Origin of the sequence: Streptoalloteichus hindustanus (assembly GCF_900129375.1) — a bacterium.
Lineage (GTDB): Bacteria > Actinomycetota > Actinomycetes > Mycobacteriales > Pseudonocardiaceae > Streptoalloteichus > Streptoalloteichus hindustanus.
On sequence record NZ_FQVN01000013.1, the window covers coordinates 70,028 to 97,026 of the forward strand.

Annotated in this window: 31 protein-coding genes and 1 pseudogene; 7 read left to right on the forward strand and 25 right to left on the reverse strand. The window is 70.2% G+C overall.

The features are described from left to right. Positions 1–315: 315 nt before the first annotated feature. Positions 316–672, forward strand: a complete 357-nt coding sequence (locus BUE43_RS28175; protein WP_143174442.1) for a hypothetical protein — start codon at positions 316–318, stop codon at positions 670–672. A gap of 833 nt (positions 673–1,505) precedes the next feature. On the opposite strand, the gene BUE43_RS28180 is transcribed toward BUE43_RS28175, so the two are convergent. The 11 genes from BUE43_RS28180 to BUE43_RS33805 all read right to left on the reverse strand — a co-directional run bounded on the left by BUE43_RS28180 (position 1,506) and on the right by BUE43_RS33805 (position 9,019). After that, positions 1,506–1,979: a single-stranded DNA-binding protein gene (locus BUE43_RS28180; RefSeq protein WP_073489114.1), complete on the reverse strand. Its 474-nt coding sequence runs from the start codon at positions 1,977–1,979 to the stop codon at positions 1,506–1,508. 128 nt (positions 1,980–2,107) lie between these two features. Beyond that, entirely contained in the window at positions 2,108–3,094 is a 987-nt protein-coding gene (locus BUE43_RS28185) for a DUF932 domain-containing protein (RefSeq protein WP_073489116.1), read from the reverse strand. A 545-nt stretch (positions 3,095–3,639) separates the two neighbouring features. Continuing rightward, a complete protein-coding gene (locus BUE43_RS28190; protein WP_073489262.1) occupies positions 3,640–4,206 on the reverse strand; it encodes an HAD domain-containing protein in 567 nt (188 codons plus the stop codon). Between the two features lie 48 nt (positions 4,207–4,254). Beyond that, positions 4,255–4,767: a hypothetical protein gene (locus BUE43_RS28195; RefSeq protein WP_143174443.1), complete on the reverse strand. Its 513-nt coding sequence runs from the start codon at positions 4,765–4,767 to the stop codon at positions 4,255–4,257. A gap of 318 nt (positions 4,768–5,085) precedes the next feature. Continuing rightward, positions 5,086–5,217 carry a hypothetical protein gene (locus tag BUE43_RS35695; RefSeq protein ID WP_268844450.1) on the reverse strand — a complete coding sequence of 44 codons (132 nt, stop codon included), beginning with the start codon at positions 5,215–5,217 and terminating at the stop codon, positions 5,086–5,088. After that, positions 5,217–5,486, reverse strand: a complete 270-nt coding sequence (locus BUE43_RS33800; RefSeq protein WP_073489121.1) for a hypothetical protein — start codon at positions 5,484–5,486, stop codon at positions 5,217–5,219. The genes BUE43_RS35695 and BUE43_RS33800 overlap by 1 nt, the downstream gene beginning before the upstream one ends. Positions 5,487–5,619: 133 nt before the next feature. Then, on the reverse strand, positions 5,620–6,057 hold the full coding sequence (locus tag BUE43_RS28205) for a hypothetical protein (RefSeq protein WP_073489124.1): 438 nt from the start codon (positions 6,055–6,057) through the stop codon (positions 5,620–5,622). Between the two features lie 27 nt (positions 6,058–6,084). Next, positions 6,085–6,687: a hypothetical protein gene (locus tag BUE43_RS28210; protein ID WP_073489126.1), complete on the reverse strand. Its 603-nt coding sequence runs from the start codon at positions 6,685–6,687 to the stop codon at positions 6,085–6,087. A gap of 131 nt (positions 6,688–6,818) precedes the next feature. After that, entirely contained in the window at positions 6,819–7,331 is a 513-nt protein-coding gene (locus BUE43_RS28215; protein WP_073489128.1) for a hypothetical protein, read from the reverse strand. Between the two features lie 304 nt (positions 7,332–7,635). Then, complete coding sequence (locus BUE43_RS28220; RefSeq protein ID WP_073489130.1) at positions 7,636–7,956, reverse strand: DUF6355 family natural product biosynthesis protein; 321 nt, start codon at positions 7,954–7,956, stop codon at positions 7,636–7,638. 235 nt (positions 7,957–8,191) lie between these two features. Next, complete coding sequence (locus tag BUE43_RS33805; RefSeq protein ID WP_143174444.1) at positions 8,192–9,019, reverse strand: DEAD/DEAH box helicase family protein; 828 nt, start codon at positions 9,017–9,019, stop codon at positions 8,192–8,194. Between the two features lie 157 nt (positions 9,020–9,176). Between BUE43_RS33805 and BUE43_RS33810 the strand changes: the two genes are divergently transcribed. Further along, positions 9,177–9,440: a hypothetical protein gene (locus BUE43_RS33810; RefSeq protein ID WP_143174445.1), complete on the forward strand. Its 264-nt coding sequence runs from the start codon at positions 9,177–9,179 to the stop codon at positions 9,438–9,440. Between the two features lie 1,048 nt (positions 9,441–10,488). On the opposite strand, the gene BUE43_RS28230 is transcribed toward BUE43_RS33810, so the two are convergent. Next, a complete protein-coding gene (locus BUE43_RS28230) occupies positions 10,489–11,247 on the reverse strand; it encodes a TetR/AcrR family transcriptional regulator (RefSeq protein ID WP_083960253.1) in 759 nt (252 codons plus the stop codon). Positions 11,248–11,323: 76 nt separating this feature from the next. On the opposite strand from BUE43_RS28230, the gene BUE43_RS28235 reads away from it, so the two are divergent. Beyond that, positions 11,324–12,439 (forward strand): FAD-dependent oxidoreductase, encoded by a 1,116-nt coding sequence (locus tag BUE43_RS28235; RefSeq protein ID WP_073489134.1) that lies wholly within the window; start codon positions 11,324–11,326, stop codon positions 12,437–12,439. 314 nt (positions 12,440–12,753) lie between these two features. Here BUE43_RS28235 and BUE43_RS36060 read toward each other — a convergent pair whose 3' ends face one another. The 8 genes and pseudogenes from BUE43_RS36060 to BUE43_RS28265 form a co-directional block, all read right to left on the reverse strand. Next, entirely contained in the window at positions 12,754–13,242 is a 489-nt protein-coding gene (locus BUE43_RS36060; RefSeq protein WP_407697143.1) for a group II intron maturase-specific domain-containing protein, read from the reverse strand. Next, positions 13,225–14,195, reverse strand: a pseudogene (locus BUE43_RS36065) (reverse transcriptase domain-containing protein); the annotation flags it as partial. The gene BUE43_RS36060 and the pseudogene BUE43_RS36065, both read right to left, overlap by 18 nt. Before the next feature lie 112 nt (positions 14,196–14,307). Beyond that, a complete protein-coding gene (locus BUE43_RS34440; RefSeq protein WP_200797695.1) occupies positions 14,308–14,757 on the reverse strand; it encodes an MFS transporter in 450 nt (149 codons plus the stop codon). 64 nt (positions 14,758–14,821) lie between these two features. Beyond that, positions 14,822–15,277: a hypothetical protein gene (locus BUE43_RS28250; RefSeq protein ID WP_073489136.1), complete on the reverse strand. Its 456-nt coding sequence runs from the start codon at positions 15,275–15,277 to the stop codon at positions 14,822–14,824. Positions 15,278–15,280: 3 nt separating this feature from the next. Continuing rightward, positions 15,281–16,462 (reverse strand): site-specific integrase, encoded by a 1,182-nt coding sequence (locus BUE43_RS33045; RefSeq protein ID WP_083960254.1) that lies wholly within the window; start codon positions 16,460–16,462, stop codon positions 15,281–15,283. Between the two features lie 16 nt (positions 16,463–16,478). After that, on the reverse strand, positions 16,479–17,405 hold the full coding sequence (locus BUE43_RS33050; RefSeq protein ID WP_083960255.1) for a hypothetical protein: 927 nt from the start codon (positions 17,403–17,405) through the stop codon (positions 16,479–16,481). 55 nt (positions 17,406–17,460) lie between these two features. After that, positions 17,461–17,664 (reverse strand): hypothetical protein, encoded by a 204-nt coding sequence (locus BUE43_RS28260; RefSeq protein WP_143174447.1) that lies wholly within the window; start codon positions 17,662–17,664, stop codon positions 17,461–17,463. Between the two features lie 395 nt (positions 17,665–18,059). Next, positions 18,060–18,875: a TetR/AcrR family transcriptional regulator C-terminal domain-containing protein gene (locus tag BUE43_RS28265; protein ID WP_073489141.1), complete on the reverse strand. Its 816-nt coding sequence runs from the start codon at positions 18,873–18,875 to the stop codon at positions 18,060–18,062. 33 nt (positions 18,876–18,908) lie between these two features. Here BUE43_RS28265 and BUE43_RS28270 point away from each other — a divergent pair, with 33 nt between their 5' ends. Then, the gene (locus BUE43_RS28270) at positions 18,909–20,612 is read left to right on the forward strand and encodes a right-handed parallel beta-helix repeat-containing protein (protein ID WP_073489143.1); all 1,704 of its coding nucleotides are present in this window, start codon (positions 18,909–18,911) and stop codon (positions 20,610–20,612) included. Between the two features lie 73 nt (positions 20,613–20,685). Here the strand turns inward: BUE43_RS28270 and BUE43_RS28275 are convergent, their stop codons facing one another. The 5 genes from BUE43_RS28275 to BUE43_RS28295 form a co-directional block, all read right to left on the reverse strand. Beyond that, positions 20,686–21,153, reverse strand: a complete 468-nt coding sequence (locus BUE43_RS28275) for a hypothetical protein (RefSeq protein WP_143174448.1) — start codon at positions 21,151–21,153, stop codon at positions 20,686–20,688. Positions 21,154–21,404: 251 nt separating this feature from the next. After that, the gene (locus BUE43_RS28280; RefSeq protein ID WP_073489147.1) at positions 21,405–21,701 is read right to left on the reverse strand and encodes a DUF1330 domain-containing protein; all 297 of its coding nucleotides are present in this window, start codon (positions 21,699–21,701) and stop codon (positions 21,405–21,407) included. Between the two features lie 93 nt (positions 21,702–21,794). Further along, positions 21,795–23,213: an MFS transporter gene (locus BUE43_RS28285; protein ID WP_073489149.1), complete on the reverse strand. Its 1,419-nt coding sequence runs from the start codon at positions 23,211–23,213 to the stop codon at positions 21,795–21,797. 26 nt (positions 23,214–23,239) lie between these two features. After that, positions 23,240–23,698, reverse strand: coding sequence for a MarR family winged helix-turn-helix transcriptional regulator (locus BUE43_RS28290; protein ID WP_234995971.1), 459 nt, complete (start codon positions 23,696–23,698; stop codon positions 23,240–23,242). A gap of 526 nt (positions 23,699–24,224) precedes the next feature. After that, on the reverse strand, positions 24,225–25,067 hold the full coding sequence (locus BUE43_RS28295) for a helix-turn-helix transcriptional regulator (RefSeq protein WP_073489153.1): 843 nt from the start codon (positions 25,065–25,067) through the stop codon (positions 24,225–24,227). 101 nt (positions 25,068–25,168) lie between these two features. Here BUE43_RS28295 and BUE43_RS28300 point away from each other — a divergent pair, with 101 nt between their 5' ends. The 3 genes from BUE43_RS28300 to BUE43_RS28310 are packed head-to-tail and all read left to right on the forward strand — an operon-like array spanning position 25,169 to position 26,991. Beyond that, positions 25,169–25,444 carry an Atu4866 domain-containing protein gene (locus BUE43_RS28300; RefSeq protein WP_073489155.1) on the forward strand — a complete coding sequence of 92 codons (276 nt, stop codon included), beginning with the start codon at positions 25,169–25,171 and terminating at the stop codon, positions 25,442–25,444. Next, positions 25,441–26,199: an SDR family NAD(P)-dependent oxidoreductase gene (locus BUE43_RS28305; RefSeq protein WP_073489157.1), complete on the forward strand. Its 759-nt coding sequence runs from the start codon at positions 25,441–25,443 to the stop codon at positions 26,197–26,199. The genes BUE43_RS28300 and BUE43_RS28305 overlap by 4 nt, the downstream gene beginning before the upstream one ends. 36 nt (positions 26,200–26,235) lie before the next feature. Further along, entirely contained in the window at positions 26,236–26,991 is a 756-nt protein-coding gene (locus BUE43_RS28310) for an SDR family NAD(P)-dependent oxidoreductase (protein ID WP_073489159.1), read from the forward strand. The last annotated feature ends 8 nt before the right edge of the window (positions 26,992–26,999 follow it).

Here is a 26,999-nt window from a genome sequence, read left to right on the forward strand (position 1 = left end):
GCGCGTGGGGGCCACGGCGACGCGCAGGCCCGCTGGCCGAAGAGGAGGCCGACGTGAGGACGGCTCTTGCCGCCGGGGCGGGTTCGGGCGGCGCACAGGACACGCCCGTGCCCACCGGGCCGATCCGACTCCGGGCGGCCGCGCCGGGGGTGATCCTGAGCGTGGGGGCGACTCCGGCGGCCAAGCACCTCCTTCCGGTTTCGTCAGGTCACCCGCGCCGCCGCGAGCCTCTTCCTCGAAGGGCGAGCCCACCGGACCCGCGACGGGCTCTGGCCGGGCCCCGCGGTCGACAACCGAGACGGCAGAATTCGGGACGTGACGAATTTGATCGAGATGAGTGACCGCGAGTTCTTCGCCCAGTTCGCCACGCACACGGGCATGTTCATCAGCAAGACGACGCTCAACGCGACGACGGCTTTCATGGTCGGCTACGACCAGGCTGCCCGCCGACATGGCGGGTCTGGCCTGGATGGTTGGCGCGAGTGGCTGATGGCCCACCACGAGGTCAGTGGCAACCTTGTCTGGGAAGCCCAGATTCTGCAGATCGCCCTCCCAGGATGGCAGGGCGGGGCCGACCTCACGCCCGAGCAGGAAGCACATGTTCTCCGGGTGCTCTTCGAGTTGCTCGACCGGTTCCTCGCCGAACGGGAAGGCTCCGCCGGACAGGCGTGATGCCTTAGGGGTGCGGGAGGGGAGGAGGCGGGCTTCCGAGCTGGGTGACGTCTGTCCGTCGTCGGCGACGACGCCGTTGCGAGTGGGGGAGGACGATGGATGTGGCTGGCCGGCCGGGTGTGGAGCGGCAGCAGGGTGGCGGCGATCCTGCGGCGTGGCGACGTGGGTGAGGATCTGGCCCGGCAACGCGATTCGGCGAACGCGAGTGCGTGGAGCCGAGCGACTGGCCAGATGTGGTTGTCGGCGTCGCAGTAGGCGAAGTGCATGACGGTGTGACCGGGGCACGTATGGGACGCTGTAACGTTCAATATCTGGTTGTGTCAGGTGTCATCCGGCCACTCGATTTCGTGCTCGCGATCAGCGCGGTTGCTGTTCGAGGCGTTCGACGACAACGCACCACAAAACTTCAGACAGAGCCAGTTCTGAGCACTGGCAGCACCACCGACACCTAGATCCGGACACGGACAGGTTCGATCGGACAGGACACCTTCAACACGACCTACAGCACTGTTTGCAGACTGTGTCTCCACCGTGGTCTGTGCTGTGGGAACGGTGAACGTGAGGTGTTACGGCGTGTTCGCTGGTGGGTGTCCGCGGAGGTCCTCCTGGGTCCCGGTGACCACAGTGGACCTGGCGGAGGTGGTGGGCAGGGTGCGGTGAACGTGGGGCGGAGGATGAGAGCCGGTGCCCCTCATCCTGGGGGGCTGGTCGGGCCCGCTCGATCACCGGTGCGCTGTCGACTCCAGATGAGATCCCAGCGGGGCCAGCGCGCCGGCCGGGATGTCATCTGGGTCTGCCTGGCTCGTCGGTTCGGTGGTGGCACCTGTTGGTGATCAGAACGGGGGTTCGTCCGGTAGTCCGGCCGCTGAGGGCGTGGGTGGGGCCGACGTCCAGGGGTCGGAGGTGGACGTGGTCGACATGGTTGTTGTGTCGCTGGTGCTGCGGGTCGTCTTGGTGACCTTGGCGGTGGCGTGGCGCAGGGAGGGGCCGATCTCGTCCACCACCAGCTCCACCACGGTCCGCTTCGCTCCATCCTTGGTCTCGTAGGAGCGTTGGGCCAGGCGTCCCTGGGCGAGGACGCGCGTGCCCCGGGTGAGGCTCTCGGCGGCGTTCTCGGCGGGTTGCTGCCAGAGGCTGCACCGGAGGAACAGGGTCTCGCCGTCGCGCCACTCACCCGAGTGCCGGTCGAAGGCGCGGGGGGTGGAGGCGATGGTGAAGTGGGCGACCGCCGCCCCGGACGGGGTGAACCGCAGTTCGGGGTCGGCGGTGATGTTCCCGATGACCGTGATGACGGTGTCTCCAGGCATGGGAGGTCTCCTGACGATCGACGTGTTGTCGGTGGGGGTGGGTGCCGCTGCCGGACCGCGGGATGGGGGAGCACCCGCAAGGCCTTGTGGGGGGCCGAGGGCGTCGCGGGGTCGCAGGTGTGCGGGGCTCAGGTGGTGAGCAGGTCGAACGCGTGCTGCTTGAGGTGGGTGACGGGTGCGCTGGTGAGCACGCGACGCGCCCGGATCTGAGGGGCCGTGGCGGGGGCGTGGTGGTCGAGGTACTCGGTGACGGCCATCCACGCCGCGAAGCGGGAGCCGCGGACACTCTCCTGGGTGGGGGCGTGGGACCACAGCCGCAGGAGGTGGTCGGTGCGGCGGTCGTGGTTGGCGCGGGCGCGGGCGGACAGGGGCTCGGTGACGGGCCAGAGCTCGTTGACCAACTGCTCGAACTGGGGTGTGGTCATGCGCGCGGCCACCAGATGGTGGACGTGGTGGTCGAGGGCGCCGGCGTAGTCGTCCATCAGGCCGAGCTTGTGGCGGATCTCGGCGATGTCGAGGTGGGCGCGTCGGGTGTGGCGGAGGGCGACCTGGGAGACCGCGTGCGCGATCGCCACGCGGAGCTGGTTGGCGCACGAGACACGGAACGGCACGAGACAGACCCGGAAGGCGCCGCTGCCGTCGTGGGTGTTGAACGCGACCAGGTACAGGTCGATGTGGTCGTCGCCCACCACGCGGACGCCGTCGGGCAGCCGCATCGTGACGAACGTCGTCCGGCCGCCGTTGAGGGAGCCGGCGTCGGTGAAGCCGGTCGCCTTGGCCTGCCCGCACAGGGCGTCCAGCACGTCGGCCTGGTCCTCGTTCTGCCAGATCCTGTAACCGCTGCCCACTGTGGACAGATAGTGGGTGCGGCCGGTGCGGGGATCGGTGCGCACGAGCATCACCTGGTCCGGGGCGTCGATGACGTCCACCCCGTGGTCGGTGATCTCGCTGCCGGACAGGGGAAGCTTGCGGATGTTCCATCCGGCCAGGCCGGCGTGTCGGAGGGCTTGGTGGGCGGTGGCGCACTGGTCCACCGGGGTTCCGAGGAGCCGCCAGGGGGAGAGTCGGGAGGGGTCCAGCGCAGGGGGCGCGACGGGCGCGCTGGTGGCGAGCATGGGGTGAGTCCTTTCCGGAGCGGAACGCCTCGACGACGAGAGAGCTGAGGTGTGGGGCGACCGCGAGCGCGTTCACGGCTGCGGACGCGGGGGGAAACAACGCCATCGGACACCGGTGTGGGCAGCCGGTGTCGCTGCCCACACCGACCGGTGTCCACAGAGGAATGACGGGTTAGTCCTTGGGCCTGAGCCGCTCGATGAGCGCGCCCAGCAGGGTGGGGATGCCCAGGACGAGCCAGCCGAGCAGGGAGATGGCGAACAGGGCGATGGCCTCACTCAACGCGTGCCACATCACTTCTCCTGTGGTGGTAGGGGAATGGGTCGTGGGGGTGCCGCGGACCAGCGGAGCCGCCTCCAGGCGAACCGGCGGTGGAACTGGTGGCGCATCGGTCGGCGTCGCCGCGTTCCGCGGCCAGGGTGACCCGGACGCCTCCCGCGGCGCTGGTCGGTGCGCGAGGGGAGTGGGCGTCCACCAGCGGGGCACGGGGGACCACGACGGGATGCCGGCACCCTGCCTCGGCGCAGCTGCCCGTGGCGCCTTCGGGTCAGCTCAGGTTGTCGGCCCAGTCCTGGATCGTGGCCAGGTGCTGGGTGTGGAGGCCGCGGGCGGGGTCGACGTGGCACAGCGCCGTCGGGATGTCGGTTCGCCGCTGGAGGAACGCGCGGCGCGCGGTGGGGAACTCCGGCTGGTCGTGTTCGTCGTCCAGCCATGCCAGCGGACGCCCGTCGGCGTAGTCGGCCACCGCGCGCCACTTCCATGACCCGCCCGGCAGCCAGCCCCGCACCGGGTCCAGGTCGGTGCGCGGGAACTCGATCACCGGCAGTTCCGGCAGCCCCAGGACGGGGCCGATCCGGGTGTTGGCCTCGTGCAGCCACGTCGTCGCCCAGGCCAGGTCGAGCCCGCTGGCCGCGGCGCAGTCACGGAGCATGGCGCCGTGGGCGGGGTTGAGCCACACTCGCAGCCCTCGGTGGCGTCGGACGTCGCGGCCGCTGTACCAGGCGCCGGACGGTGTGCGCCGGAACGTGTGGTAGCCCGGTGGGCGCCGGTGGGGTGTGGCCGCGTACGGGTTGAGCGGCCCGTCCACGTCGAGAAGCAGCAGACCCCGAGTCACCGCCACACTTCCTTGCCCGGCACCGGTTGCGCTGTCCTGACGCCGACCCTACTGGTGGGGGTGCGACGAGGAACGCCGGATGCCCGCCACACGGTCTTCGGCGTCGCGGAGAACGTCCAGGATGGTCTGCCAGGACCGCTGGTCGAGGACTTCCCACGTGAGGCGGTCCATGCGGACGCGCAGCACGTCGAGGGCCTGGCCGCTGGTGTGGGGGATCCAGGCGGGGGTGACCTCGACCTGGTGGGTCAGGCGGAGGGCGACGGTGACCGGCCAGCCGGTGACCGTGGGCATCCGCTCCGGGATGGCCCGGTGGGGCAGCCGTAGGGCGAGGGGACCGGTGGCGGCCCATCCGTGGCGCAGGCGCCGCGCGGTGACGGCGTCCCGGACATACAGCAGGAGGTCGCCGATGCGGACGGTGACCTCCTGCTCCGGGGTGCCGGGGGCGTGGAGGTGGGTGCCGGTGGGTGGTCGCCCGGCCACCCGGAGCACGACGGCACACACGGTGCTGGTGGTGGGTGTGGCGCGGCCGGGTGTGCGGGTGCGCGCGAGGGCGGCCGTCATGGCGAACGTCCTTTCCTGGTGGTGGTTGTCCACGGGGGGCGTCTGCGTGGCCGCGGTCCACGGCGTCCCGCCGGCGGTTGACGTGGTCGAGTTCGGGATCGGACAGGGTGTAGCCGTGGCGCTGCACGTACTGCCACCCGAACAGGGCGGCCGCCGCGTCGCGGGGACGCCAGCTGCTCGGCGTTCCGCATCCCGCCGCTCGGCCTCCTACGGGGAAACGTGGCTGGTGTGCTGGGTGCGGATATGGCCGTGCCCTCGCGGGAGTGCGGGAGGCGGCACCTTCCGCAGCACGCGGGGCTGGTCGGTGATCTGCTCCAGTCAGGCCGCGAACTCCAGGTCCAACCCGTCGACGTGCAGGCCGTCGATCTCCAACGCCAGGCTGAGCGTGTGGGCGGTCTCGGAGGTCGTCAGGGGTTTGCGGGTCTGGGCGCTGTTCTCCGCGAGCGGCATCACCAGGTGGCGATCCCGGGGTGGTCGGCCAGGTTCGGGCGGATGACGCACTCCGGGCGCACCAGCCGGTCGGCCCGTGCCCGCGCCGCGTCCAGGTCGGCGCCGGCCCGGCGGGCGCGGTCCAGGACGAGGTGGGCGGCGCGGCGGCAGGCGTCCCGCCGCCGATGCCCCGCGTGGACGACGAACGTGCCCTGGGGTGGGGGTGGGGACGACGAGGGGTTCCAGGAGGCCGACCTCGGCGATGCTCTCGGCGAGGGCGTCGAGATCATCCGGTCGGTGTGTTGGTCCCGGGTTGTCCAGCAACTGGTCGACGTGCTGGGCGACGAGAGGTGGAGTGGTCATCACGGGTGTCCTTCGGTGACAGGGGCCAGTCGCGTGGGGCGGGTTGGCGGTGTCGGGGGATCACCGATGTCGTGACACCAGATCCCGCAGCCGCGTGCTGTGCTCGGTGAGGGTGGCCGCGACCGTGGTGAGGGTGTCGAGGTAACGGGCCCGCAGCCCTGCGGGCATCCTGGGGTCAGGCTGGTCTCGGGCGTGGTGGGCCAGGGCCCGCAGCCGCGCCGCGACGCGGTCCAGCACAGTGGACAGACAGAGCAGCTCCGGTTCGCTGGTGCGGCGCCCCGGATGCCACGGGCGGGGAAGTCGCAGTCCGGCGCGCAGCCGGGCGTCGAGGTCGAGCAGGGCTCGGGCCATGACGTGGGCGTTGGCGGCGCGCCGGCGCAGGACCCGCCAGTGGGTGAGGCTGGGGCCGCCGACGATGGTGGCGACGTGGCCGAGGGCCAGTTCGGTGCGGGCGGCGAGGATGGCCTGTGCGTAGACGTCGTTCGTCGCCGACTTCATGATCAGCTCCTGCTGGTGGGGGCGGGGTCAGTGGCTGGTGGCGATGCGGCCGAGCAGGGTGGCCAGCACGGCGCGGGCGGTGGCGACCGCGTCGTCCCACCGGGGGCGCCGGTTGCTGACCGCCACGGTGACCGGGCCGTGCGGGGTGTCCAGGCGCAGCACGTAGCCGGTGGGGCCGTAGGAGCGGACGAGGGCGGACACGCCGTGCGCCCGGAGCGCGGCGGCGACGGCGTGGGCCAGACACCGGTGCGCCTGGGTGCGCAGCCGCGTTTCCTCCTCGGGGTCGGGGGCGCGCAGGATGCGGTGGATCAGGTCCAGGGCGCGGAGGTTCAACGCTTCGACCCCGTCGACGGCGCACCGACACGGGGACCGGGTGGGGTCGCAGGGGTCGTGCCCGCTGCCCTGGCACCGGGGACAGGTCCGCACCGCGTACCCGCCCGCCCGCACGCGCCGGAGCTGGGCGCGGGACACGGGCTGGGCATCGCCGTGGGCGCGGAACGGGCTGCAGGGCTGGCCGGGCTGCGCGTCGCAGGCGGGATCGCCGCAGGGCAGGCTGATCGGCGGGATGCCGGCGGTGAGAGCGCAGTGGTGGAAGCGCTCGGGTGCGACGTGGTCAGGCAGGTCGTTCACGGGTGTCTCCTGTAGGTGCGGGGAGGCGGGAATGGGCGGGGAACACGAAACCCGCACGGCGGACCGGTGCGGTCCTTGCCGTGCGGGTTCGGGTCGGGGAGGTCTGGGCGGCCTTGCGGCCGGTGATGGTGTTACTGGTGGCCTGCCATGAGGTGCAGCCGTGGTGGTGTGTGCGTGCCGGTCGTGGCTGGCCCGTTGTCGGGCAGGGGCCTCGGGTCGGTGGCCAGGACGGCCGGGTGCCCGACGATCTGGTAGTGGTCGTGGATCGCCCGCGCGTAGGCCTCGGCGCGGGTGGGGTAGACGGGGGTGCGGGGCAGGCCCGCCCGGTCGCAGGTCGGGCACCGGGCCGCGAACCGCGGCTCCCCGCGGGGGTCGGCGCCCGGGTGGATGGTGATGGGGTGGGGCTGGTAGTCGTGGTCCCCGGCGGCGTGGACGACCGCCATGACCGCCTCCAACGAGGTCGGGGTGGCGGCCAGCGCGTACTGGTGCCCGCTGGGAACGACCACGGTCGGCCGGTAGACCAGCAGATCGTTGTCGGGGCGGTCGTAGGTGCCGATCAGGTATCCCTTGGCGTGGATACGGACACCGGTGGGACCGTGGGGGTAGGTCTGGATGGTGATCCGGCGGTGCTCGGACAGGCGCATGTGCTCCCCCTCGTGATGCTGTGTCGTGGTGGGCGGTTCCGCCTCTCGTCGACGGTTCCGGCGGCGGGGGCTTCCCCTGTGGAACGTGATCCACTGTGGCCACGTCGGCGGGCACGGGGAAGATCTGGCGTGTTGCCAAGCCCCGTGATCGGATCGGCAACTGGGCAACGCGCCTCACCGGCGGAGCAGAAACCGGTGGGGTGGAGGCCACGAGACGGCCGAGAGGAACAGGAGTGGGAGCGGCCGGCGAACCGGCCGCTCCCACTGCCCCTGTTGTGGTGCCCCAGCTCGGCGGCCCCCGGTGCTACTTCCGTGGCTTGCGGAGGTCCGCGCAGCCTCCGCCTTCGCGGACGGCGACTCGCGTGTACCAGGCGTTGGTGATCTCCCTGGCCGTGCCGAGCCACCCCTCCCACCACGGCGCGACGCAGATCTCGTAGGAGTCCGCGGAGCCGGCGGGCTGGATCTCGACCCAGACCCAGGTGTCGCCACAGTGGTGGTAGAACGCGTCGCTGTTGCTCTTGTAGAAACCACACGGGCTCGGCGCGGGGGTGGCCGCCGCGCTCGGTGCGAGCACCACCCCCGAGGCGAGCGCGAGCGCGACGCATCCCAGGACAAGACGTCTCATCACGATTCCCCATTCCTGACGGACGATCACGAAAGAGACCACCGAGACCAACTCGTGGCCGACATCGGTGGCAGGACGGCGACTCTGCGGCCGTCCACCATCCACTGTGGAGAACATTCCCACCCGGTGGAAGCAAAACACGTTGCCAGCCAAGGGAAACAGGGAAACAGGAACAGTCAGGCGGCGAACCCGGCCCTGACCCAGGGGCCGGTCGCACCTCCACAGGCGGGCACGGTCAGGACGCGGCGGCGCCCGCCACGACCTCGGACCCCGTGGTGGTCCTGTTCTGCTCGGCGCGGTAGCCCAGCACGTCGAACACCAGCCACTCCAACGACAGTTCCGGCACGCAGCGGGGCTTGTCCACCCCGGGACGGATCCCGGCGCGCACGCTGCGCGCCCCGACCACCAGCGGCGCATGGTCGCGGGACAGGCGGACCCACACCGAACAGTCGTAGGCCAGGTGTTTGTGGCCCTCGACTCGGTAGGACCGTTCACCCGGGATGGGCCGGCCCTGGCCGTCCAGGGCCGTGACCTCCTTGCCACGGGCGATGAGGGTGACGACGCCGGGGATGCTCTGCAGCAGACGCATGAGCTTGTAGTGCCGTTCGGTGGCTTCCTGCCAGATGTTCATCGGCACCCCGATGTCCTCCGCGGCCAGGTCCGGGTTGCGTTGCAGCCGGGCCTTCACCGACGGCGCCGACAGGGCGCGCTTGTGCGCCCACGCCTTGAGGACCTCCCATTCCCAGCTCATCGTGTCGACCGTCAACGTGACCGGCGGCTGTCCGGCGTCGGCGGCGCGTTGGGCTTCGGCGCGCACGGCGTAGACCTGGTTGGCGACGTCCTCGATCGTCCCGTTGTGGTCGAGGATCGTGTAGCGCACACCCGGGATCTGGAGGTACTCCTCCGCGCATTCCTTCTCTCCCCACTCGATCCAGTAGGACCGGCCCACCCTGGGGGAGGCGGTGAGCTGGGCGGCCAACCAGGTCTTGCCGGTCTTCTCCCCACCCTCGACCAGGATCAGCGGCGGCGCGACCCGCGGCGTCGGGGTGCGGGCCCGCAACACCGGCGCTCTCGCCGCGGTCGCGCTGGGACGAGACCGCGGTGGGACGGACGGAGCGCCCGCGGGGGACCCGGCCACCGCGACGGGGTCGGGATCCGACCCGACAGACGGCGGAACCGGTGGCGAGGACCGGACGGGACGGGCGTAGGGGTCGGTCACGATGGTTCTCCTCACTGACGGCGACGACACAGTGGTGCTCGGACCGGCGGGGTGTTCGGCGTCAACCCGTGACCAGTCCGGCGGCGACTCCGGGCGGCACAGCGCGCTGGTCGTCCCGGCGGGCCTGCCCGCGATCCGCCACCGGTGGACGGTGGTGCCGGTGGCCCACAGCCACTGCGCGGTGACCAGCACGGGAGTGCCGTCGGGGCAGGTGTGCTGGTGGCGGACCAGGGTGACCGGGCGTCGCCGCCGGCAGGGCGTGTAGATCGTGTCGCTCATCCAGTCGTAGGCCGGACGAGCCGGGTACTGGGTCACGGGCCACCCCTGACATGAGGCTGGGCGAGTGCGGCGCCTGACAACGTGGGCGCGGTGGACGTCGCGAGTCGACGGGAGAGGCGCCGGGCGGCCCACTGCGAGGCAGGCCAGCAGCCGGGTCGGATCGAACGCATTGGGCGTCCGGTTCACCGCGGTCGTGGTCTGCGGATCGCCGGTGTCGCCGTAGCGGTACCCGGTGGAGCCGGGCAACGGCGCGAACAGATAGTCCCCCTCGGGGGCGGGAGCTGTTCGAGTACGGCGATAGCGTGCTCGACCGTCTCGGAGACCACCGGGTCGCCCGAGCCCTGGTCGCAGTGCCTTCGCCCTTGAACGCCCGGCTGGTAACCAAGCTGCGCACGACAGCGTCGTCACGGTCGCGCCTGCGGATCAGGCATCCGCGCGGCGCATGTGGCTACTCGTCGACCAGGTGCTGTACCGCCTCGCCGGGCAGAACGGCGAACCGGGCGAGCCGCTCTCCCCACCCGCTGTGGTTGTCGGCGTAAAGGGCAATTTCTGTCCGCAATTGCCGTGTCTAGGTGAGTCCGTGTCCTGTTCGGGCGGCGTGGAGTTCTTGGCCGCGAGTCCGGATTGGACGGTCACGTGTCTCGTTTCTCGCAACGATTGTGTGCTGTAGATCATACTTCGCTTGAGCGTCCCGATTGCCGGCGCAGGAGCTTGCTCAGCAGTCGGATTGCGTAGAAAGCGGACGGGGTGGTTTTGGCGGCCCAGGCCAGTGCGGCGAGGGCGAGTGCCATGCAGACGGCGACGCAGCCGAAGGCGACTGCGGGTGACGCGATGGTGTAGAGCAGTCCGGCGATCGTGTTGGCCGTGCAGGACCGGGCGCGGGCCCGGGTCCGCAGGGGGCGTGTCGGCGTACTGCGTTGTCTGCTCAGTCGTGTACGGATGGACGTGCCCAGCATCCTCGTTCGAAACAATCACCCTTCGGGCGACGCCCGTGAGCCAGCCCCGCTGGTGTCCCCTCATAGCCGACTTGAGTGTCAACGGTCGTGTTGTGTCCCGGATGACGGCTGGGGTCGGCTGAGGTTGTTGATGATCAGGCCGAGGGTGAATCTGAACCGGTCGTTTCCGGTGCCGGAGGTCAGCTCGGCGGCATAGCGCCGGGTATGCGGAAATGTGTCGGCCGGCAGCGCGGTGAACCGGCTCAGCAGCTCCTCGTGGCCCAGAACCCATTCGTCGTCCGGGTGTTTCCGCCGCTGCCGGGCCAGCGACTGCTCCAAGGCGTAGGCGCTGACGTAGAGGGACAGGGCATCAAGTGCCCACGCGGCGGTCTGCGGTTCGATGCCCCCGGCGAGCAGAATCGCGAAGAGCCCTTCGCGGACGCGCAGTGTGTCGAGGTTGGTGGGGACCATACCCAGTGCGGCCCGGGAAATACCGGGGTATTTCAGGTACTGGTCGCGGATCTGGGCGTACGCGTCGAGGATCTGTGTCCGCCACGTAGCCGGGTCCGGTTCGGGCAGCACGATCTCGGAGCAGAGCCGGCCGACGAGCAGATCGTCGATGTCGTCTTTGTTCACGATGTGCGCGTACAGCGACGACGGCCCGGTGCCGAGCACCGCGGCAATCCGGCGGATGGTCAGCGCGTCGTAGCCCTCGGTGGCCACGACCTGCAGGGCCGCGTCGGTGATCCGGTCGACCGTGATGGGCATCTTGGGCGACGACGGAGCGGCGAGGTCACCGGAGGGCTGGGCGTGCCGGGCTGCTCGGCGTTGCCGGGGATCGGAGGGCATGTGGAGCATGCTAGCGCTTGCGACGAACTAAGTTCGAGTGCTAGAACTTAGTTCGTCAAGACGAACTAAGTTCAGGAGGTGTGTGATGCGCGTTGCCATCGCCGGAGCCGGTCTGGGCGGTCTGTGCCTGGCACAGGGCCTGCGCAGGGCCGGGATCGAGGCCGACGTGTACGAGCGGGACCCGGCGATCACCGCGCGGTTCCAGGGCTACCGGCTCGTGCTGAGCCCGACCGGGTCAGCGGCGCTGCGCGGCTGCCTGCCGCAACGCTGGCACCCGCTGCTGGACGCGATCACCGGCGACGCCTACGGCGAGCGACTGGTCCTGGACCCGTGGCTGAACAAGATCGGCGAGCTCGGCCCCGGCAGAACCGGGACCGTGATCGACCGGCACGTACTCCGCCACCTGCTGCTGACCGGGCTCGCCGTGCACACCGGGGCCACGCTGACCGGCTACGACGTGCTGGACGACGGCCGGGTCGAAGCTCGGTTCGCCCATGGCGACCCTGTTGTCGCCGACCTGCTCGTCGGGGCGGACGGCGTCGGCTCCGCTGTCCGCGCTGTGCTGTCGCCGCAGACCACGCCGACCGACACCGGCGTCAGGTTCGTCATCGGCCGCACGCCGCTGACCGAGCACTTTGCCGGACTGGAGCGGGCCTTCGGCTCGAAGATCGCCGGAGACGGCGTGAGCCTGCTTCTCGGCGCGATGCGTTTCCGCACCCCGCCGAAGGAAGCGGCCGAAGAACTGGCACCCGAGGTGGTCCTTCCCGATGTCCGTGACTACGTGCGCTGGGCAATGATCCTGCCGCCGGACGGCTCGCGCGGCGACGTGACCCCGCAGGAAACCGTGCTGTCCAGGATCGAGGGCTGGCATCCGGATTTGCGAGCGCTCATCGAGCAGTCCGATCCGGACAACAGCACTCTGCTGTCCATCAGGGTGGTCGAACCGCGCGAGCACTGGGCGCCCGGCCCGGTCACGCTGCTCGGCGACGCCATCCACGCCACTTCCCCGACTGGTGGCAACGGCGCGAACACCGCCCTGCGCGACGCGGACCTGCTGCGCCATTGCCTAACCGAGGGCCGTCGGGACCTCCTCGGCGCGATCGGCGACTACGAACGACAGATGTTCGAGTACGGCGCCGAGGCCGTGCGCCAAAGCCTCGACGCGCTCACCGCTTTCGTCCCACAATCGGAATCAGCCTGACATTGCCCGCCGGGATCTTGCGAACAGTCCGGACGGCCGGATGGCTAGGCCGGCACCGGCGTTCCGGACACCGGGTTCTCGCCGGCGACCTGACGCAGCACCAGGGCTGATTCCATGCCAAGCAGAATGAGCGACGCACCCCTTTCCGTTGCTCCACTGGGATTCCGCGCTGACTGCGGAGAAGTGAGGTCGACTCGGAGCGCCCTGCCGGTGTTGCCACTGGTGGGTTTCTCCGAGCCGCCTCCCGAACCCGGCGTGCGCCGCAAAGCGCACCGGGCTCTCCACAAGCCCCGAAAGGGGTCGCGTGGTTTTCCTCAAGTTGTGCTCGGCCATGGGGTCGGGATGCGTGTTCCCCGGTAGTAGTAGCGCTTCGTGCTGACCCTGGCCGGATCGAACAGCGTCACGTCACCATTGGCGGGCCAGATGCCGTAGCGTCGGCGTAGCTGTTTCCATGACGTGCGCCGATGCTTGCGGTTCTTCCACCTGACGATCTCTTGCCAGAGATAGGAGCGCAGGTAGCTGAAGGTCGCGTTCGAGCATCCGTACCTGAAGTACGCGGTCCAGCCCCGCAGCATCCGGTTCAGTTGGTGCAGCAGGACTTCGAGCGGCAGGTTCGTGTTCTGCCGGCAGATCGTCTTCACCTTGGCCATGACGGCGGCCAGCGCCTTCTTGGCTGGATAGACGTAGACGTAGTGCTTGCCGGTGCCTCGCTTTCGGTGACGCTGGATGCGCCAGCCGAGGAACACGGTGCCCTCGTCAATGTGGGTGATGAGAGTCTTCTCTGGTGACGGGCGCAGACCCATCGTGGACAAGACTCCCGTGATCTCCTCCCGCAGGGCTTCGGCATGCGCCTGGGAGCCTGATACAACCAGGCACCAGTCGTCCGCGTACCGGACCAGCCGGTAGTTGGGCAGACCACGACGGCGCCGTTTGGCCCTGTCCAACCGGCTTGCTGCGGGGCCGTCTGGTCCGTGGGCGATGTGTTCGTCCAGGACCGAGAGGGCCACGTTGCTCAGCAACGGGGAAAGAATCGACCCTTGCGGAGTTCCGGCGTTGGTGTCCGTCAGCGTGCCGTCCTCGGTGAGGATGCCCGCCTTGAGGAACGCCTTCACCAGGGCAAGAGCGCGTTTGTCTCCAACCCGTTCCCGTACTCGGTCCATGAGAGCCGGATGCGAGATTTCGTCGAACAGGCTTTGATGTCACCTTCCACGATCCACTCACAGGAGCGGGACGTGAGGTGGTGGATCTCGGCCACCGCGTCATGAGCCCGGCGATTCGGGCGGAACCCGTAGGAACACGGGAGAAAGTCCGCCTCGAAAATTGGCTCCAACACCAGCTTCAGAGATGCCTGGACCACCCGGTCGCGGATAGTCGCGATCCCCACGTAACGGACCTTGCCGCCCGCCTTGGGGATCGCCCGTCGCCGTACCGGCAGTGGCTGGAAGGTACGGGCTTTGAGATCACTCCGCAGGCCCGTCAGGAACCCCTCCAGCCCACGCTCGGCCTCGATGTAGCGGGCGGTCATACCGTCCACTCCAGCCGTGCGTGCGCCCCTGTTGTTCCGCACGCGATCCCACGCCACCAGAAGAAACGCGGGATCACAAACGAGGTTGTGAGGTCGGCTCAAGGCGCGGTGCCGACCTTTCGGTCGGTCCGTTTCCTTGAGCCGCCTCCCGAACCGGACGTGCGCCTCGGCGACGCATCCGGCTCTCCACAAGGCCGCTGGGGTCGCTTGATTCAGGCCGTGCTCGCCCATGGTGTGGGGATTGCTGCGCCCCGGTATCGGTAGCGGGTTGTTCGCATCCGTCCAGGATCGAACAGTGCCACGCTGCCGTCGGACGGCCACCAGCCGCCTTGGCAGTAGCGTGTCAGTGGCCAGTGGGAATTCCCCGTGGACGGCCACTCATGGACGGCCAGTTCGATTCCCCGCTGGCGGCCAGTTTCACGGTCAGTGATCGCAACAGTTTCGCCAAGGCGGCGAGCAGTCCGGGGATGACTGAGATCAGGATCGCGGCGCGCACGGAGAACACCGCGACCAGGCCAAGTGTGAACAGCGAGCCGACGATCGCGCCGAGGTTGTCCATCGTGCGTTCGAACCCGTAGGCACGCCCGTAAGTCGAGGCGGGAACGACGTCGGCGAGCAGGGCGTTGCGAGCCGGGACGCGCAGACCGCGGGCGGCCCAGGCGACGCCGCGCAGCAGGCCGACCGTGACGACATTCCCGGCGGTGCCGATCAGCGAGGACAGCACGGCGGTGGCGGTGTAGCCGCTCCGGGGTGTCGGCGGCTCGCGGTCCTGGTCTTCACGCTGCTCGGTCACTCGTCGACTCTCGCAACCGGCGCCACCCGGCACAAAATCGCTGGCCGGGGGTGCCGTCGCGGAACTATGGGCGAGCGGAGGCCCGATCGCGGGTCGAGGCCAGGCCACGGACGTTGTTGGCGCTGGTCAGAGCGGCGCGCAGCCGGGTGATCTCGTCGTGCTGAGCGGCCAGCTGTGACACGGCCTGCGTGCGGAACGCGATCAGGTCGGCATTGTCCTGTTCGGCGGTTGACAGCCGCTGCTGGAGGTGGCGGACCTGCTCCTTGAGCCGGTCGATCTGGGCGTCGCGTGGATCGGCGATGACGCCGGCTTCGCGAAGCTGGTCGCGCCGTCGCTCGAACTCCTCCTTCAGGTGCAGGTAGGTGCTGTAGAGCGCGGCGCGGGTGACCCCGCTGGCCGCCGCGAGGGTTTTGACGTCGCACTTGCCGCCAGGCGGGATCTCTCCGCGCAGCAGACGGTCCATCGCCGCCCGGATAGTGGTCTCCTTCTGCGCGCGGGTCTGGTCGGTGAGTCGTCCCATCGGTCAGGTCGCCTCCGCGTCGGAGCCTGCCGGGCCGCTCGCGGCGTCGATGGCGGCCAGCACTCGGTGAGCCCGGTCGAGCTGTGCCTCCAGCCGCGTCCTCTCGGTCGTCTGCCCGCGACCGAGGTTGCCGAGGAACACCGTCGTGCTCGTCACCGCTTGCTCCCAGACGGGTCGGTGACAGGGGTGGTGCGTGGCCTGCGGGCAGCGGGCCGAGTCGCACATCCCGATCAGCGGCCGATCCGCGGTCGGGGTGCCGGCCAGCCGCAGGCACAGCGCTTTGCCGGGGTCGGTGAACCAGCAGTAGTTCGCCACGCCGAGGTGCAGTGTCTTGGCGCGCTTGGCCAGCATCCGGCGCAGCTCCTGATCGTTGAGGATGATCTTCGGTGCCGCGCGTTGCTCGTCGGTGAGCTTGCCGTCGACGGCGTCGAAGAACTCGATCAGATCGTGGGCGTGCGGTCCCGAGGGCCGGACACCACGCTGGTAGTTGTCGATCTCGTCGAGGATCAGGCCGAGGTTGCGTTTCTGTTCCTCGGCGCCGACCTCGGCCAGGAACTTCGCCTGGGCGCAGCCCGGTCGTCCGGCGTAGCCCTCGGTGGTGACCACGCTGATGTGCTTGAGCGCGACCTTCGCCGCCAGCAGCCCACCCGGCCGATACGCGAGCTCGATCGCCAGGGTGCGGCGCAGCATCCGCAACTCCACCGGCGCCTCGGGGATCGGGGCGAGCCCCAGCCGCTGCCCCGACGGCCCGTTCACCCATTTCCGGAAGGTTCCGTAGGTGTTCTTGAAGACCGTGCGGCCGAACAGCAACGTGCCAGGCTCGGCGTCGGTGTCCAAGAGTTGCTCGGCGAGCGCGATCGCCCGATGGACCTCGCCGACGACGACCCATTCGTCGGCCTCGCCGCCGTGACCGCGGTGCTTGATAACCTTCCCGGCCAGCCGGTAGCGGACCAGGCCGGGCGCCGTGCACTCGGGTGGGAGCCGGCATCCCAGCGCGAGCTCGAACAACTCCGAGGAACGCATGCCCGTGGCGGCGGCGACCACCAGCAGGCAGGCCGTGCGGACGACGTCGGGCAGGACGCGGGCGTGGCGCTCGGACAACGGCAGTGTCCAGGGCACCTCGCCCTGGTCGTCGGCTCGCGCGACGAGCGCGGCGTTGCGGCCGATCGGTTCGTCGATCCCCACTTGTGCCACGGCCCGCTCAGCGCGGGCCGCAGGACCGCCAGCCATTCACCGCGGAAATGGCTGAAACCGGCCTCGGCCGCGACGTCGCGCAGCGAGATCCCCCACAGCGGATCGGACTCGTCGACGGCGTATCTGGTGATCGCTCGATGCGCGACGGAACACGATTGAACGGCCTGCCCTCGGTCACGCGCCGGTTGATGGCCTGCAGCAGCACGTCCCAGCCCGGACTGCGAGGTGCGGGCAGCCGGTTGACCCGGTCCCGCTCCGCTTTGATGTGGCGGGTCAGCGACGCCACGTGTGGGCCGAGCGTGTCCACGACGTAGAGCGCCGCGGCCAGCATCGGCTGGAGGATCTCGGCCGGCACCGGCGGCGTGCTGTTCTCCGCCGGGGTCTTCAGCCCGGCAACCGCGACGGCCGCTTTCCCGCCGAAGGGCCGAAAACCGGCTGGGTAGCGGTCGGTGGTGAACAGGTCGTGATACTGGGCGAGACCGGCCACGACTTGGGCCGCGCCGTTGACCGCGCCGCGTTTCTCGATGATCGCACCGTCCTTGTCGTGGCCTGTGCGGCGGTCGGCGATGTAGGAGTCGCAGAGGTGGTCGTCGACCTGCCCGAGGTCGGTGACGCCGTTGTCGGTCAGCCAGTTTAGCCAGCGGATCAGCTCGTAGTGCTTGTTCACGCAGGCCGGGACCGTGCGGGCGACGCGGAACGCGCTCGGCAGGTTCCGCACCGCCTCGTGGGTGGGAACCATCAGCGCGACCAGGTACTCCTTGGCGACGACCCTCCACAGTGGATTGCGGATCGCGGCGAGGTTCCAGCGCTTGTGCGAAGCGGCCATGTATGCGGCCAGGTCGGTAACCGGGGTGAAGTCCCAGACGTCCTGGTCGAAGTTCGGTCCTGCCGCGCCGGGCGCGACGCTGATGCCGATCTCGCGACACAGATCCATGCCCGCGAACGGTGACCGGCCGATGACCTGGCTGGCGGCGGTGACGGGTGAGGTGTCATGAGGTGGTGCGTTCCTCCGGGAGCAGGGGCAGTTCAGCGTCGGTGTCCGCGACGTCGTGGACCGCTCGGACCAGCAACTCGGGGTCGCGGTCGCGGAAAGCGGCGAGGATGGCGTCGATGCGCTGGGCGTAGGGGCCGAAGAGCACCATGAACTGTGCGGAGGGCAGATGCCGCCACTGGCGGGCGAAGAACGCCTGCATGCGCAGCAGGTTCACCGCGTGCCGGGGCGTGAAGATCGCCAGCGGGCACTTTCTCGCCGCAGTGGCCGTGTCTCGATGAGACCGTGTCCAGGTCCGGCGAGTTCGCGCCGTACGGATCCGAGTCCGAACTGGACGGTCATGTGTCTCGTTTCCTGCTTCGCCTCGGTGTTCAGGTCATATCGTTCACGGGTGTCGCGTTGGGTTGGTCAGCAGGCCAATCGTTCAGGCTGACCGGCGCTGGTCTCGTGGATCGAGCGCGATCGCCTGATGTATCGACGGAGCAGCAAGGTGACCGGTCAGACTGGTGCCTAGCCGCTGGACGGGGAGCGTGCGGAGCAGCCGCGCAGCACGGTCCGCCTGGAGGACCTGACCGCGCCGGCGTGATGCCGGTGGTGTCAGCGCTTCCGGCTGCGGTAGGCGCGTTGTTGACAACGTCGCGAGCAGTAGGCGCGCGGACGGCCCGAGGCGGGTTGCTCGATCGGCCCGCCGCACATCGCGCAGGTTTCGTCACGCATTCCCTCACGCTGCGCGATGCGCAACTCGACGCCGTCGAGCAGGAGCGCCAGACCGAACTCGAACGGGTCCGACTGCTCGAAACCGCCTGTCTCCCACAGCGCGGTGAGGGTGGGGTAGCGGCTCATCCGCGACCAGAGCCCGTCGCGCGCGCCCCAGAACTCCTCGTCACTCACTCCGCTGTCCCGCTCGGCGCGCGCCGCCTCGACCAGCGCCAGGGCCTCGGCGTCGAGGAAGCGGCCGAGCAGGCCCGCCGTCGCCACGACCTCCGCCGGCGGCAGGGGAGTGCTCGCCAGGATGCTCAGCAGGTGCTCGTAGTACGCCAGCGCGTTCGGCCCCGGGAGGTGCCGCGTGCTGCGCTCCTCGGCCAGCCACGGGTGGCGTTTGCGCAGCTCCCAGCCGTGTCGGACGGCCGTCTCCAGCCGCTCGCGCCACGGTGCGCCGGTGTCGTCGGGCGCGGGCGGGTCCAGGACGGCGTCACGCATGAGGTCGACCAAGTGCTCCCGGCTGGGCACGTGCCGGTACAGCGACATCGTGGTGAAGCCCAGGCGCTCGGCGACCTTGCGCATGGACAAGCCCGCCAGGCCCTCCGCGTCGGCGACCTCCACCGCGGCGGCCACCACCCGGTCCGGGCTCAACCCCGGCCGCGCGTCCTCGTCGCGCCACAGCAGTTCGACCCGCTCGTTGTCCTGCGCCACCCGACACCTCCTGTTTATAGTATAAATACGTTTATGGCATACACAACCGAAGTTCACGTGGCCCTCGACGGCGACGACGACGCCCCCGGCACCCCGGAACGGCCCTTCGCCACGATCGACCGGGCGCGGAGGGCGGCCCGGGAGGCGGCGGGCGACGTGGTCGTCCACGTGCGCGCGGGCACCTACCCCGGGCCGTGGGAGTTCACCGAGGAGGACTCCGCGCGGGAAGGCAGCCGGATCACCTACCAGGCAAACGGGTTCGGCACACCCGCGCAGGACGAGGTGGTGATCAGCGGCGGACGGGTGATCGCCGGCTGGCGGGTGGGCGGTGACGGCGTCTGGGTCATGGACGTCGGCACGCTCGACACCCGCCACCTCACCGTCGACGGTCGGCGCGTCGACCGGGCCGCCATCGACGGGATCCCGGGCGAGGTGAGTGAAAACGAGTCTGGTTACGTCACGGATGCTCGTCTCGACTGGCGAGCGGGTGTCGAGTTCGTCCACCGGGGCGTCTACCCGTGGACCGAGGCCCGGCTCGCGGTCGAGTCGGTCGCGGACGGCACGATCACCATGAAGCAGCCCGCCTTCTCCTGGGCCCGGCAGCTCTACAACTCCTCCTGGGACGGCCAGACCTCCTCCGGCCCCGGCCTGCCGACCCGCGTGGAGAACGACCCGTCCTTCCTCACCGAACCGGGCACGTTCGCCCTGGACCGCTCCCGCCCCGGCGAGCACGTCCTGCACTACCTCCCGCGCCCCGGCGAGGACCCCGCCGCCACCCGGGTCGTCGCTCCGGAACGGGACACCCTGCTGACGGCGACGGGAGCCAGCGGCATCTCCTTCCGCGGCCTGACCTTCGCCGACACCACCTGGCTGCGCCCGACCGGCGACCGGGGCTTCCTGCACTACCACGGCAACGGCTTCCACGACGGCGGCCGGATCGACACCGTGGTCGTCGTGGAAGGCCAGTCCTGGCTGACCGTCACCGGCGAGCCGGAGACCGTCCCGGCGTGCGTGTCCCTGGTCGGCACCACCGGCATCCGGTTCGAGGGCTGCCGCTTCACCCGCCTGGGCTCGACCGCGCTCGGCGTCACCGGTGGCGCGGACACCGTGGTGCGCGGGTGCGGGTTCGACACCCTCGCCGCCGGCGCCATCACCCTGACCGGCACCGACCGGGCGGTGGTCGAGGACAGCGTGGTCCACCGCGTCGGGCTCGACCACTCGGGCTCGCCGGGCATCTCCCTCCTCGCCACGGTGGACTGCACAGTCGCGCACAACCGCGTGGACGACGTACCGCACTGCGGCATCGTGGGCGGCCCGGCGAAGGGCACGCGCATCCTGCACAACCACGTCACCGGCGCGATGGGCGTGCTGGCCGACGGCGGCGGCATCTACGTGTCCGGGCCCCAGGGCGAATCGCACGAGGACGGGGCGGTGGTGCGCGGCAACGTCGTCACCGACACCCGCACCCCGTACAACTTCGCCCTCTACACCGACTACGGCGCGGCGTGGATGACCGTGGCGGACAACGTGGTGCGGCGCGCCGACAACACCGCCGTGCTGCACGTCCACCCGCCCCTGGACAACGTGGTCTACCGCGGCAACGTGTGGGACGCCGACCCGGTCGGCAGCGACGCCGTCCCGGATTCGGTCACCTACGAGGACAACGTGACCCTGACCGACGCGGCCGACCTGGACGCCGCCGAGGCACGCGCGCAAGCCGGACCTCGCCGACGCTGACCGCACCCGGCCCGCGGCCCCTCCACGGCCCGCGGCCCCTCCACGGGTCGCGGGTCTCAGGGGGTCGCGGGTCTCAGCCGGCCTGGTCCGTGCGCGCCGCGCGCGTGGAGGTCGGGTGCACGTGGGTGTTCGTCCGGTGCAGCAGCCGGTCCAGGAAGGCCGGCCGTGAGACCAGGTGCAGGCTCGCTCCGGCCGATGTCGCGCGGCGGTGGGCCGCGAGCAGCATCGACAGCACCCGACCCGAGTCCGGGCCTCGATGCGACAGCAGCCACTGCGCGCTGTCCGCGCTCCAACCCGAAGTCCGGGGATCCGCCGCCCGCTCGGCCATGGCGCGAGCGTCCCGATAGCCGACAAACGACGTCCGAATCATCGACCGACACGTTTCGACCAACCGGGACCACTCAGCTTCGGTATAGGGCAGCAGCGACCTCCGGTTCGATCGGAAGTTCGGGTTGTGCAGCCGCCCGTCGACCAGCTCCCGAACATCCGGGCGCAGCACGTCGTGCAAGTCGTCCAGGCGCCGCAACAGGATCCGCCCCAACGACTCGGTCTGATGCCGGGCACCCATCCACAACTCGGCGACCCGCGCCCGGGTCAGATCCCCCCCGCACTGCCCCGAGAACCTGCCCTCTTGAGCCGCAACAGCAGGTCCCGCACCGGCGTCACCGACGTGAGAACGCCCCGGCCATGACACTCAGGTGAGCCGGTGATCACCCACGGCGCCCGGGACGTGGCGCGCCGGGGTGATCCCGGGAGTCGGCTTGGTGTTCGTCGCCGACGCGGCCTCGGTCGTCAGACGAGGCCCTCGGTGATGCGGAAGTCGCGCTGGAAGCCGTCGGGGAGTTCGGCCAGCGCCTTCTGGTAGGCCGCACTCTCGTATGCGGCGACGGCCTGTTCGAAGCTGTCGAACTCGATCAGGACAACGCGCTCGGCGATTCCGGCTTCGTGTGCGACGACCCGGCTGCCGACGCTGGCGAGCACCCGCCCGCCCGCGGCCTTGACGGCCAGGCCCGCCAGTTCGTTGTAGACCTCAAGCGCCTCAGGGGCTGTGATGGTGGGGTAGACGCTGACCCAGTAGCCCTTGGCCACGGTTCCTCCTGCGTTCGGAATTGATCATCGGAAACCTACTCAGATCCATCGCCGGCGCGCTGTGGGTCAGCGAGCCGACGGGGACGACGTCGATCAACCGGATGGGGGTGTGATCGGACTGGTCTCGGGTGAGCGTCGGCGGGCGAGGATGAGGCTGGTCAGCGTCGTGATCGCCATCGCGGCGACGCCGACCAGCGCCGCGGTGGTGTAGGCGTCGTCGTCGGGGAGGAGGCGGCCGGTGTCGGTGCCCGCGGCCAGGATCAGGCCGCCGATGGCGCTGCCCAGGGCGTACCCGACGCTGCGGACGACGTAGTTGAAGCTCATGGCGCTGGAGGTCTCGCTCTTGGGGGTGACGGCCAGGATGACGCCGGGCATGGCGGCCGAGAAGCTGCCGACGCCGAAGCCCAGCACGCCCATGGCCGCGAGCAGTTCGGCCAGGTTGGACCGGGCGGTGGCGAACAGGACGAACCCGCCGCCGACGATGGCGGCGCTGCCGGCCAGCAGCAGGGGGCCGTCGATCCGTTCGCGGACCCGCTGCGTGAGCTTGCCGGCGACGAACCCCAGCACGGAGAACGGGATGAGGACCAGCCCCGCCACGAAGGTGCTCAGTCCGAAGCCGTAGCCGGCGCTGTGCGGCGTCTGCGCGTAGCGGGTGATGAGCGTGAGCAGGAGGTACATGCCGCTCCCGCCGACGAACATGGCGATGTTCGCCCCGGCGACCGCCGGGTGTCGTACCGCCCGGACGTCGACCAGGGGCGTCTTGGTGCGCAGTTCGGACACGGCCCAGACGCAGAGCAGGAGTACGGCGGCGACGGCAAGGGTCACCGCCACGGCGAGGTGTCGGCTCCACAGGCTCCTCTCGCCGGCCAGGAACAGGACGAGGAGCAGTCCACCCGCCAGGAGGAGCGCGCCGGTCACGTTCACGCGTGCGGAGCGGCCTTCGGGAGCTGCGGGCATGGAGCGCCACGCGGTCACGAAGGCGATGGCGGTGACGAGCAGGCCGAGGCCGTAGGCGGCCCGCGGTCCGCCGAACTCGGTGAGCAGCGCGGCCAGCGGGTAGCCGACGCCGGCTCCGATGATGGAGACCACCGAGATCAGGGCGATCGTGGGCGCGCTGCGCTGCTCGGGAAGGTGGTCGCGGGCCACGCCCATCATCAGCGCCGTGAGACCGAGTCCGACGCCTTGGGCCGCTCTGCCCACGAGCAGCCAGGCGAACGGCAGCGGCAGCACGGTGAGCGCGCTGCCGACGACGACGATCGCCAGCGTGGCGAGAATCGTGGCCCGCCGGTGCGGACCGGCTCCGAGCCGGCCGAGGACGGGTGTGGCGACGGCGCCGCTGAGCAGGGCGATGGTCAGCGTCCACTGCGCGCTGTCGAGGGAGACGTGGAACGTGGTCGCCACACTGGTGATCAGCGGCGTCCCGAGGCTGCCGACCGCCGCCACGACCAGGGCGATGAACAGCAGGGCGGGGACCAGCAGACGTGACTCGGAACGTGTCAGGGCAGCGCTCATGGGCTGGTCATGAGCCTGGTCCGCAGTCACCGGCCCGACTCCTGTCGGGCGCGGCTTTCCAGCTCCGCCAGACGCAGCAGCGCCGGAAGGGCTGCCGCCAAGGCCTCGACCTCGTCGCCGGTGAGTTCGTCGATCAACCGCGCGTACGCGTCGACGCCCGCCTGGCGTCGCGTCCGGACGTAGGACGCGCCGGCCTCGGTCAGGCACACCAGCGTGACCCGCTTGTCGGACGGGTCCTTCTTCCGCTCGACCAGCCCGGATTCCTCCAGCGTCCGGACCAGGACGGTCATCGCGGGCTGGGTGACGCCCTCGGCCACCGCCAGATCGGTGATCCGTCGCGGGCCGGTCTTGTCCAGGGTGGCCAGGGTGGCGGCGGAGGTCAGGCTCATGTCGCGGGGAAGGCGTCTCACGGCCCTGGTGGCCAGACCGTAGAGGGCTGACCCGATGGCCTCGGAAGCGCCGTGCGCGGCGTCTCGGCGACTCACACCTGAAGCATAGCAGTCTTATATAAGACCTTTATGCATCTGCGATCGGGGCTCGGCGACACCGCTGACAGCGGCCCGTGCCCACCGGGCACGGTGAGGTTCGAAGACCCGACATGCGCCCGACCGGGCCCGGACGAGGCTGGAGTCCACCGACACCACCCAGCCCCACTCCCAGGCCAGGTCCGCCCTCGCATGGACCTGGCCGACCACGCTTCCGCCCCGACGCGATGACCGGTCCGGCGACAACGGCTCCAACACCGTCCCGCGCCGCATCCCACACCCAACTCCTTGCCCAGGAACGTGTCGCGGCCGGTTTGCTCGGCGATGCCTTGGGCGAGCGCGGCTTCGCAACTGGTCCGCAGCGTCCTGGCGTAGGCCCGCAGGGCGGGGGCGGAGGTCACGAGTTCGGCGACACGACGGGATTCGGGGTCCGAGAGCCAGGGCGTGGCTTCGATCGGGGGCTGTTGCGGGAGCGGGAGGGGGACGTGTGGTTTCTGGGGGTGGCCTTCGGGGCCGTTTTCGCGAGTCAGGTGTCGACCGTGCGCGCGTGGTGTGTGGTGGCGTGGAGGCTGCTCAGCAGTGCGAGGGCGTGGGCGCTGGGTGTGGCGGGTTCGGCGTGGTAGATGATCAGTTGCTGGCCGGGGGCACTGCGCACGTCGAATGCCTGGTAGGTGAGGGTGAGCGGGCCGACGTCGGGGTGCACGAGGTGTTTGGGTTCACGGGTCTTGCCGCGCACCTGGTGGGTTTCCCACAAGGCGCGGAAGTGCGCGCTGCCCTCGTTGAGCTCGGCCACCAGGCGCCGCAGACCGAGATCGTGTGGGGTGAGGCCCGCGGCTACCCGCAGGTTCGCCACGGTGGCCTGTGCGGTCCAGTCCCAGCGCGCGTAGAACCGTCGTCCCGCGGGGTCGAGGAAAGTCATGCGGGCGAGGTTGTCCACCGCGCGGAATGGTGAGAACAACGCGTCGGCGAGGGCATTGGTGGCCAGGACGTCCAGCATGTGGTTGAGCACGAAGGCGGGGGTGTGCGGGTAGCCGTCCATGAGTTGCCGCAGTTCGGGGCTCACCGTCTGGGCAACCGGCGCCGGCGTGTTGTCCGGTGCGGCGCCTGCCAGTCGGTACAGGTGCCCGCGGGCGTCGGGGTCGAGATCCAGTGCGCGGCAGAGGGCGTCGAGCACTTGCGGTGACGGGTGGGTCTCGCGGCCCTGTTCCAGGCGGGTGTAGTAGTCGGCGTTCACCCCGGCGAGCACGGCGACTTCTTCGCGGCGCAGTCCGGTCACCCGGCGTCGGCCGGAGTAGAGCACACCCGCGTCTTCGGGAGATCGTTGTGCGCGGCGCGCGCGCAGGAACGCACCCAGTTCACCACTGCCCATGGCAGCAGGGTAGGTCGCTGCCTGCCTGGTTGGGTGGGTGCGGCACACCCAGCCACCACACGTCCTGCCTTCGCTTCGCGCCGTCGCCGACGCTGGTCGGTATGACAAGCGATATCGACGTGGTCGGCACGTGGGTCACCGCGGATGGGCATATCCGGCAGGAGTTGCGCGCAGACGGGCGCTACGACGAAGCGCGCGGCGAACAGCGCAGCGCCTTCACCGGTCGCTACACGGTGACCGGGAACCATCTCGACTACGTGGACGACACCGGCTTCACCGCGACGGGCGATATCCGCGGTGGTGTGCTCTACCACGAGCATCTCGTTCTCCATCGCGAGTCCGCCGCCGCTCAGCGCCGTGGGCAGGCGCCGCGGTGAGCGGGCCACGTTCCGACCGTGAGTTGGAGGGCAAAGTCGCGCTGGTCACCGGGGCAGCCCGTGGGGTCGGCGCGGCCACGGTCGCCTGGCTGCACGCCCGCGGCGCGCGAGTGCTGGCCACGGACCTCCGCCCCGAGGTGGACGATCTCGCCACCCGATTCGACCGGGTGTCCACTGTGGTGGGTGATGTGTCCCGGGAGGACATGGCGGTGCGGTCGGTGGCCGCGGCGGTCGACCGGTTCGGCGGCATGGACATCCTGGTCGGCAACGCCGGTCGATCGGTGAACAAGCCGATCACCGAGACCACCGCGGCCGACTGGGACGAGCTGATGTCGGTCAACGCCCGCGGAACGTTTCTGCACGCCAGGGAGGCGTTCCGGGTGATGCGTGAACGCGGTGGGGGTGTGATCGTCACCGTCGGTTCGTTCGCCTGCACGGTCGGCCTGCCCGACGCGGCGGCCTACAGCGCGTCGAAGGGGGCGCTGGCGCAGTTGACCAAGGTGCTCGCGCTGGAGGGCGGCCGGCATGGCATCCGTGCCAACGTCGTCGCCCCCGGTGTGATCGAGACCGACATGCTCGACAACTTCCGGGCCGACAGCCGGGAGTACCTGCGCTCCTTCGGCGACGCCCACCCCCTGGGCCGTGTCGCGCAGCCCGAGGAGATCGCCGAGGTGATCGGTTTCCTGGCCTCGCCTCGGTCCGGGTTCATCACCGGCGCGGTCGTCGCCGCCGACGGCGGCTACACCGCGGCCTGACACCCCGCGAAACACAACGAGAGAAAAGAGCACACCATGCCTGGACGGCTCGTCGGCAAGGTCGCGTTGATCACGGGCGCGACCGGCGGCATCGGACAAGCCACCGCGGAACTGTTCGCCCGCGAAGGAGCCAGCCTGGTCGTCACCGACATCGCCCAGGACGCGGTGGAAGGGCTCGCCGCGTCCCTGGAAGCCGAGGGCGCCGATGTGCTGGCGGCCCGGCTCGACGTCTCCTCGCCGGAGAACTGGAGCGAGGTGATCGAGCTGACCCGGCGGCGCTTCGGCCGCCTTGACGTCTTGGCCAACATCGCCGGTGTCGTGGACTGGCCCGGTGTCGAAGAGACCACAAAGGACGGCTGGGACCGGGTGGTCGCGGTCAACCAGACCGGCACCTGGCTCGGGATGAAGACCGCCCTGCCCCTGCTGCGCGCCTGCGGCAACGCCTCCGTCATCAACACCTCCTCGGTGCTCGGCCTGGTCGGCAGCGGGGCAGCCGCCGCCTACCAGGCGACCAAAGGAGCAGTGCGGCTGCTGACCAAGACCGCCGCCGTCGAGTACGCGACCCGCGGAGTCCGGGTCAACTCGGTGCACCCCGGAGTCATCGCCACCCCGATGATCCAGGACCTGCTCGACGAGCAGGGCGATGAACAACCCGACATCGTGCGCACCCCCATGCGCCGCGCGGGCAGCCCCGCCGAGATCGCTCCCATGATGCTCTTCCTGGCCAGCGACGAATCCTCGTTCGTTACCGGAGCCGAGTTCGTTGTCGACGGCGGACTCACCGCACACTGATGACGAGC

Bases quoted from the DNA above. Each gene is read 5' to 3' on its own strand.
- BUE43_RS28180 (WP_073489114.1), bottom strand. From the start codon at position 1,979: ATGCCTGGAGACACCGTCATCACGGTCATCGGGAACATCACCGCCGAC.
- BUE43_RS28185 (WP_073489116.1), bottom strand. From the start codon at position 3,094: ATGCTCGCCACCAGCGCGCCCGTCGCGCCCCCTGCGCTGGACCCCTCC.
- BUE43_RS28195 (WP_143174443.1), bottom strand. From the start codon at position 4,767: ATGACGGCCGCCCTCGCGCGCACCCGCACACCCGGCCGCGCCACACCC.
- BUE43_RS35695 (WP_268844450.1), bottom strand. From the start codon at position 5,217: ATGCCGCTCGCGGAGAACAGCGCCCAGACCCGCAAACCCCTGACGACC.
- BUE43_RS33800 (WP_073489121.1), bottom strand. From the start codon at position 5,486: ATGATCTCGACGCCCTCGCCGAGAGCATCGCCGAGGTCGGCCTCCTGG.
- BUE43_RS28205 (WP_073489124.1), bottom strand. From the start codon at position 6,057: ATGAAGTCGGCGACGAACGACGTCTACGCACAGGCCATCCTCGCCGCC.
- BUE43_RS28215 (WP_073489128.1), bottom strand. From the start codon at position 7,331: ATGCGCCTGTCCGAGCACCGCCGGATCACCATCCAGACCTACCCCCAC.
- BUE43_RS28220 (WP_073489130.1), bottom strand. From the start codon at position 7,956: ATGAGACGTCTTGTCCTGGGATGCGTCGCGCTCGCGCTCGCCTCGGGG.
- BUE43_RS33810 (WP_143174445.1), top strand. From the start codon at position 9,177: ATGGTTCTCCTCACTGACGGCGACGACACAGTGGTGCTCGGACCGGCG.
- BUE43_RS28230 (WP_083960253.1), bottom strand. From the start codon at position 11,247: ATGCTCCACATGCCCTCCGATCCCCGGCAACGCCGAGCAGCCCGGCAC.
- BUE43_RS28235 (WP_073489134.1), top strand. From the start codon at position 11,324: ATGCGCGTTGCCATCGCCGGAGCCGGTCTGGGCGGTCTGTGCCTGGCA.
- BUE43_RS36060 (WP_407697143.1), bottom strand. From the start codon at position 13,242: ATGGGTCTGCGCCCGTCACCAGAGAAGACTCTCATCACCCACATTGAC.
- BUE43_RS28250 (WP_073489136.1), bottom strand. From the start codon at position 15,277: ATGGGACGACTCACCGACCAGACCCGCGCGCAGAAGGAGACCACTATC.
- BUE43_RS33050 (WP_083960255.1), bottom strand. From the start codon at position 17,405: ATGGATCTGTGTCGCGAGATCGGCATCAGCGTCGCGCCCGGCGCGGCA.
- BUE43_RS28260 (WP_143174447.1), bottom strand. From the start codon at position 17,664: ATGCAGGCGTTCTTCGCCCGCCAGTGGCGGCATCTGCCCTCCGCACAG.
- BUE43_RS28270 (WP_073489143.1), top strand. From the start codon at position 18,909: ATGGCATACACAACCGAAGTTCACGTGGCCCTCGACGGCGACGACGAC.
- BUE43_RS28285 (WP_073489149.1), bottom strand. From the start codon at position 23,213: ATGAGCGCTGCCCTGACACGTTCCGAGTCACGTCTGCTGGTCCCCGCC.
- BUE43_RS28295 (WP_073489153.1), bottom strand. From the start codon at position 25,067: ATGGGCAGTGGTGAACTGGGTGCGTTCCTGCGCGCGCGCCGCGCACAA.
- BUE43_RS28300 (WP_073489155.1), top strand. From the start codon at position 25,169: ATGACAAGCGATATCGACGTGGTCGGCACGTGGGTCACCGCGGATGGG.
- BUE43_RS28310 (WP_073489159.1), top strand. From the start codon at position 26,236: ATGCCTGGACGGCTCGTCGGCAAGGTCGCGTTGATCACGGGCGCGACC.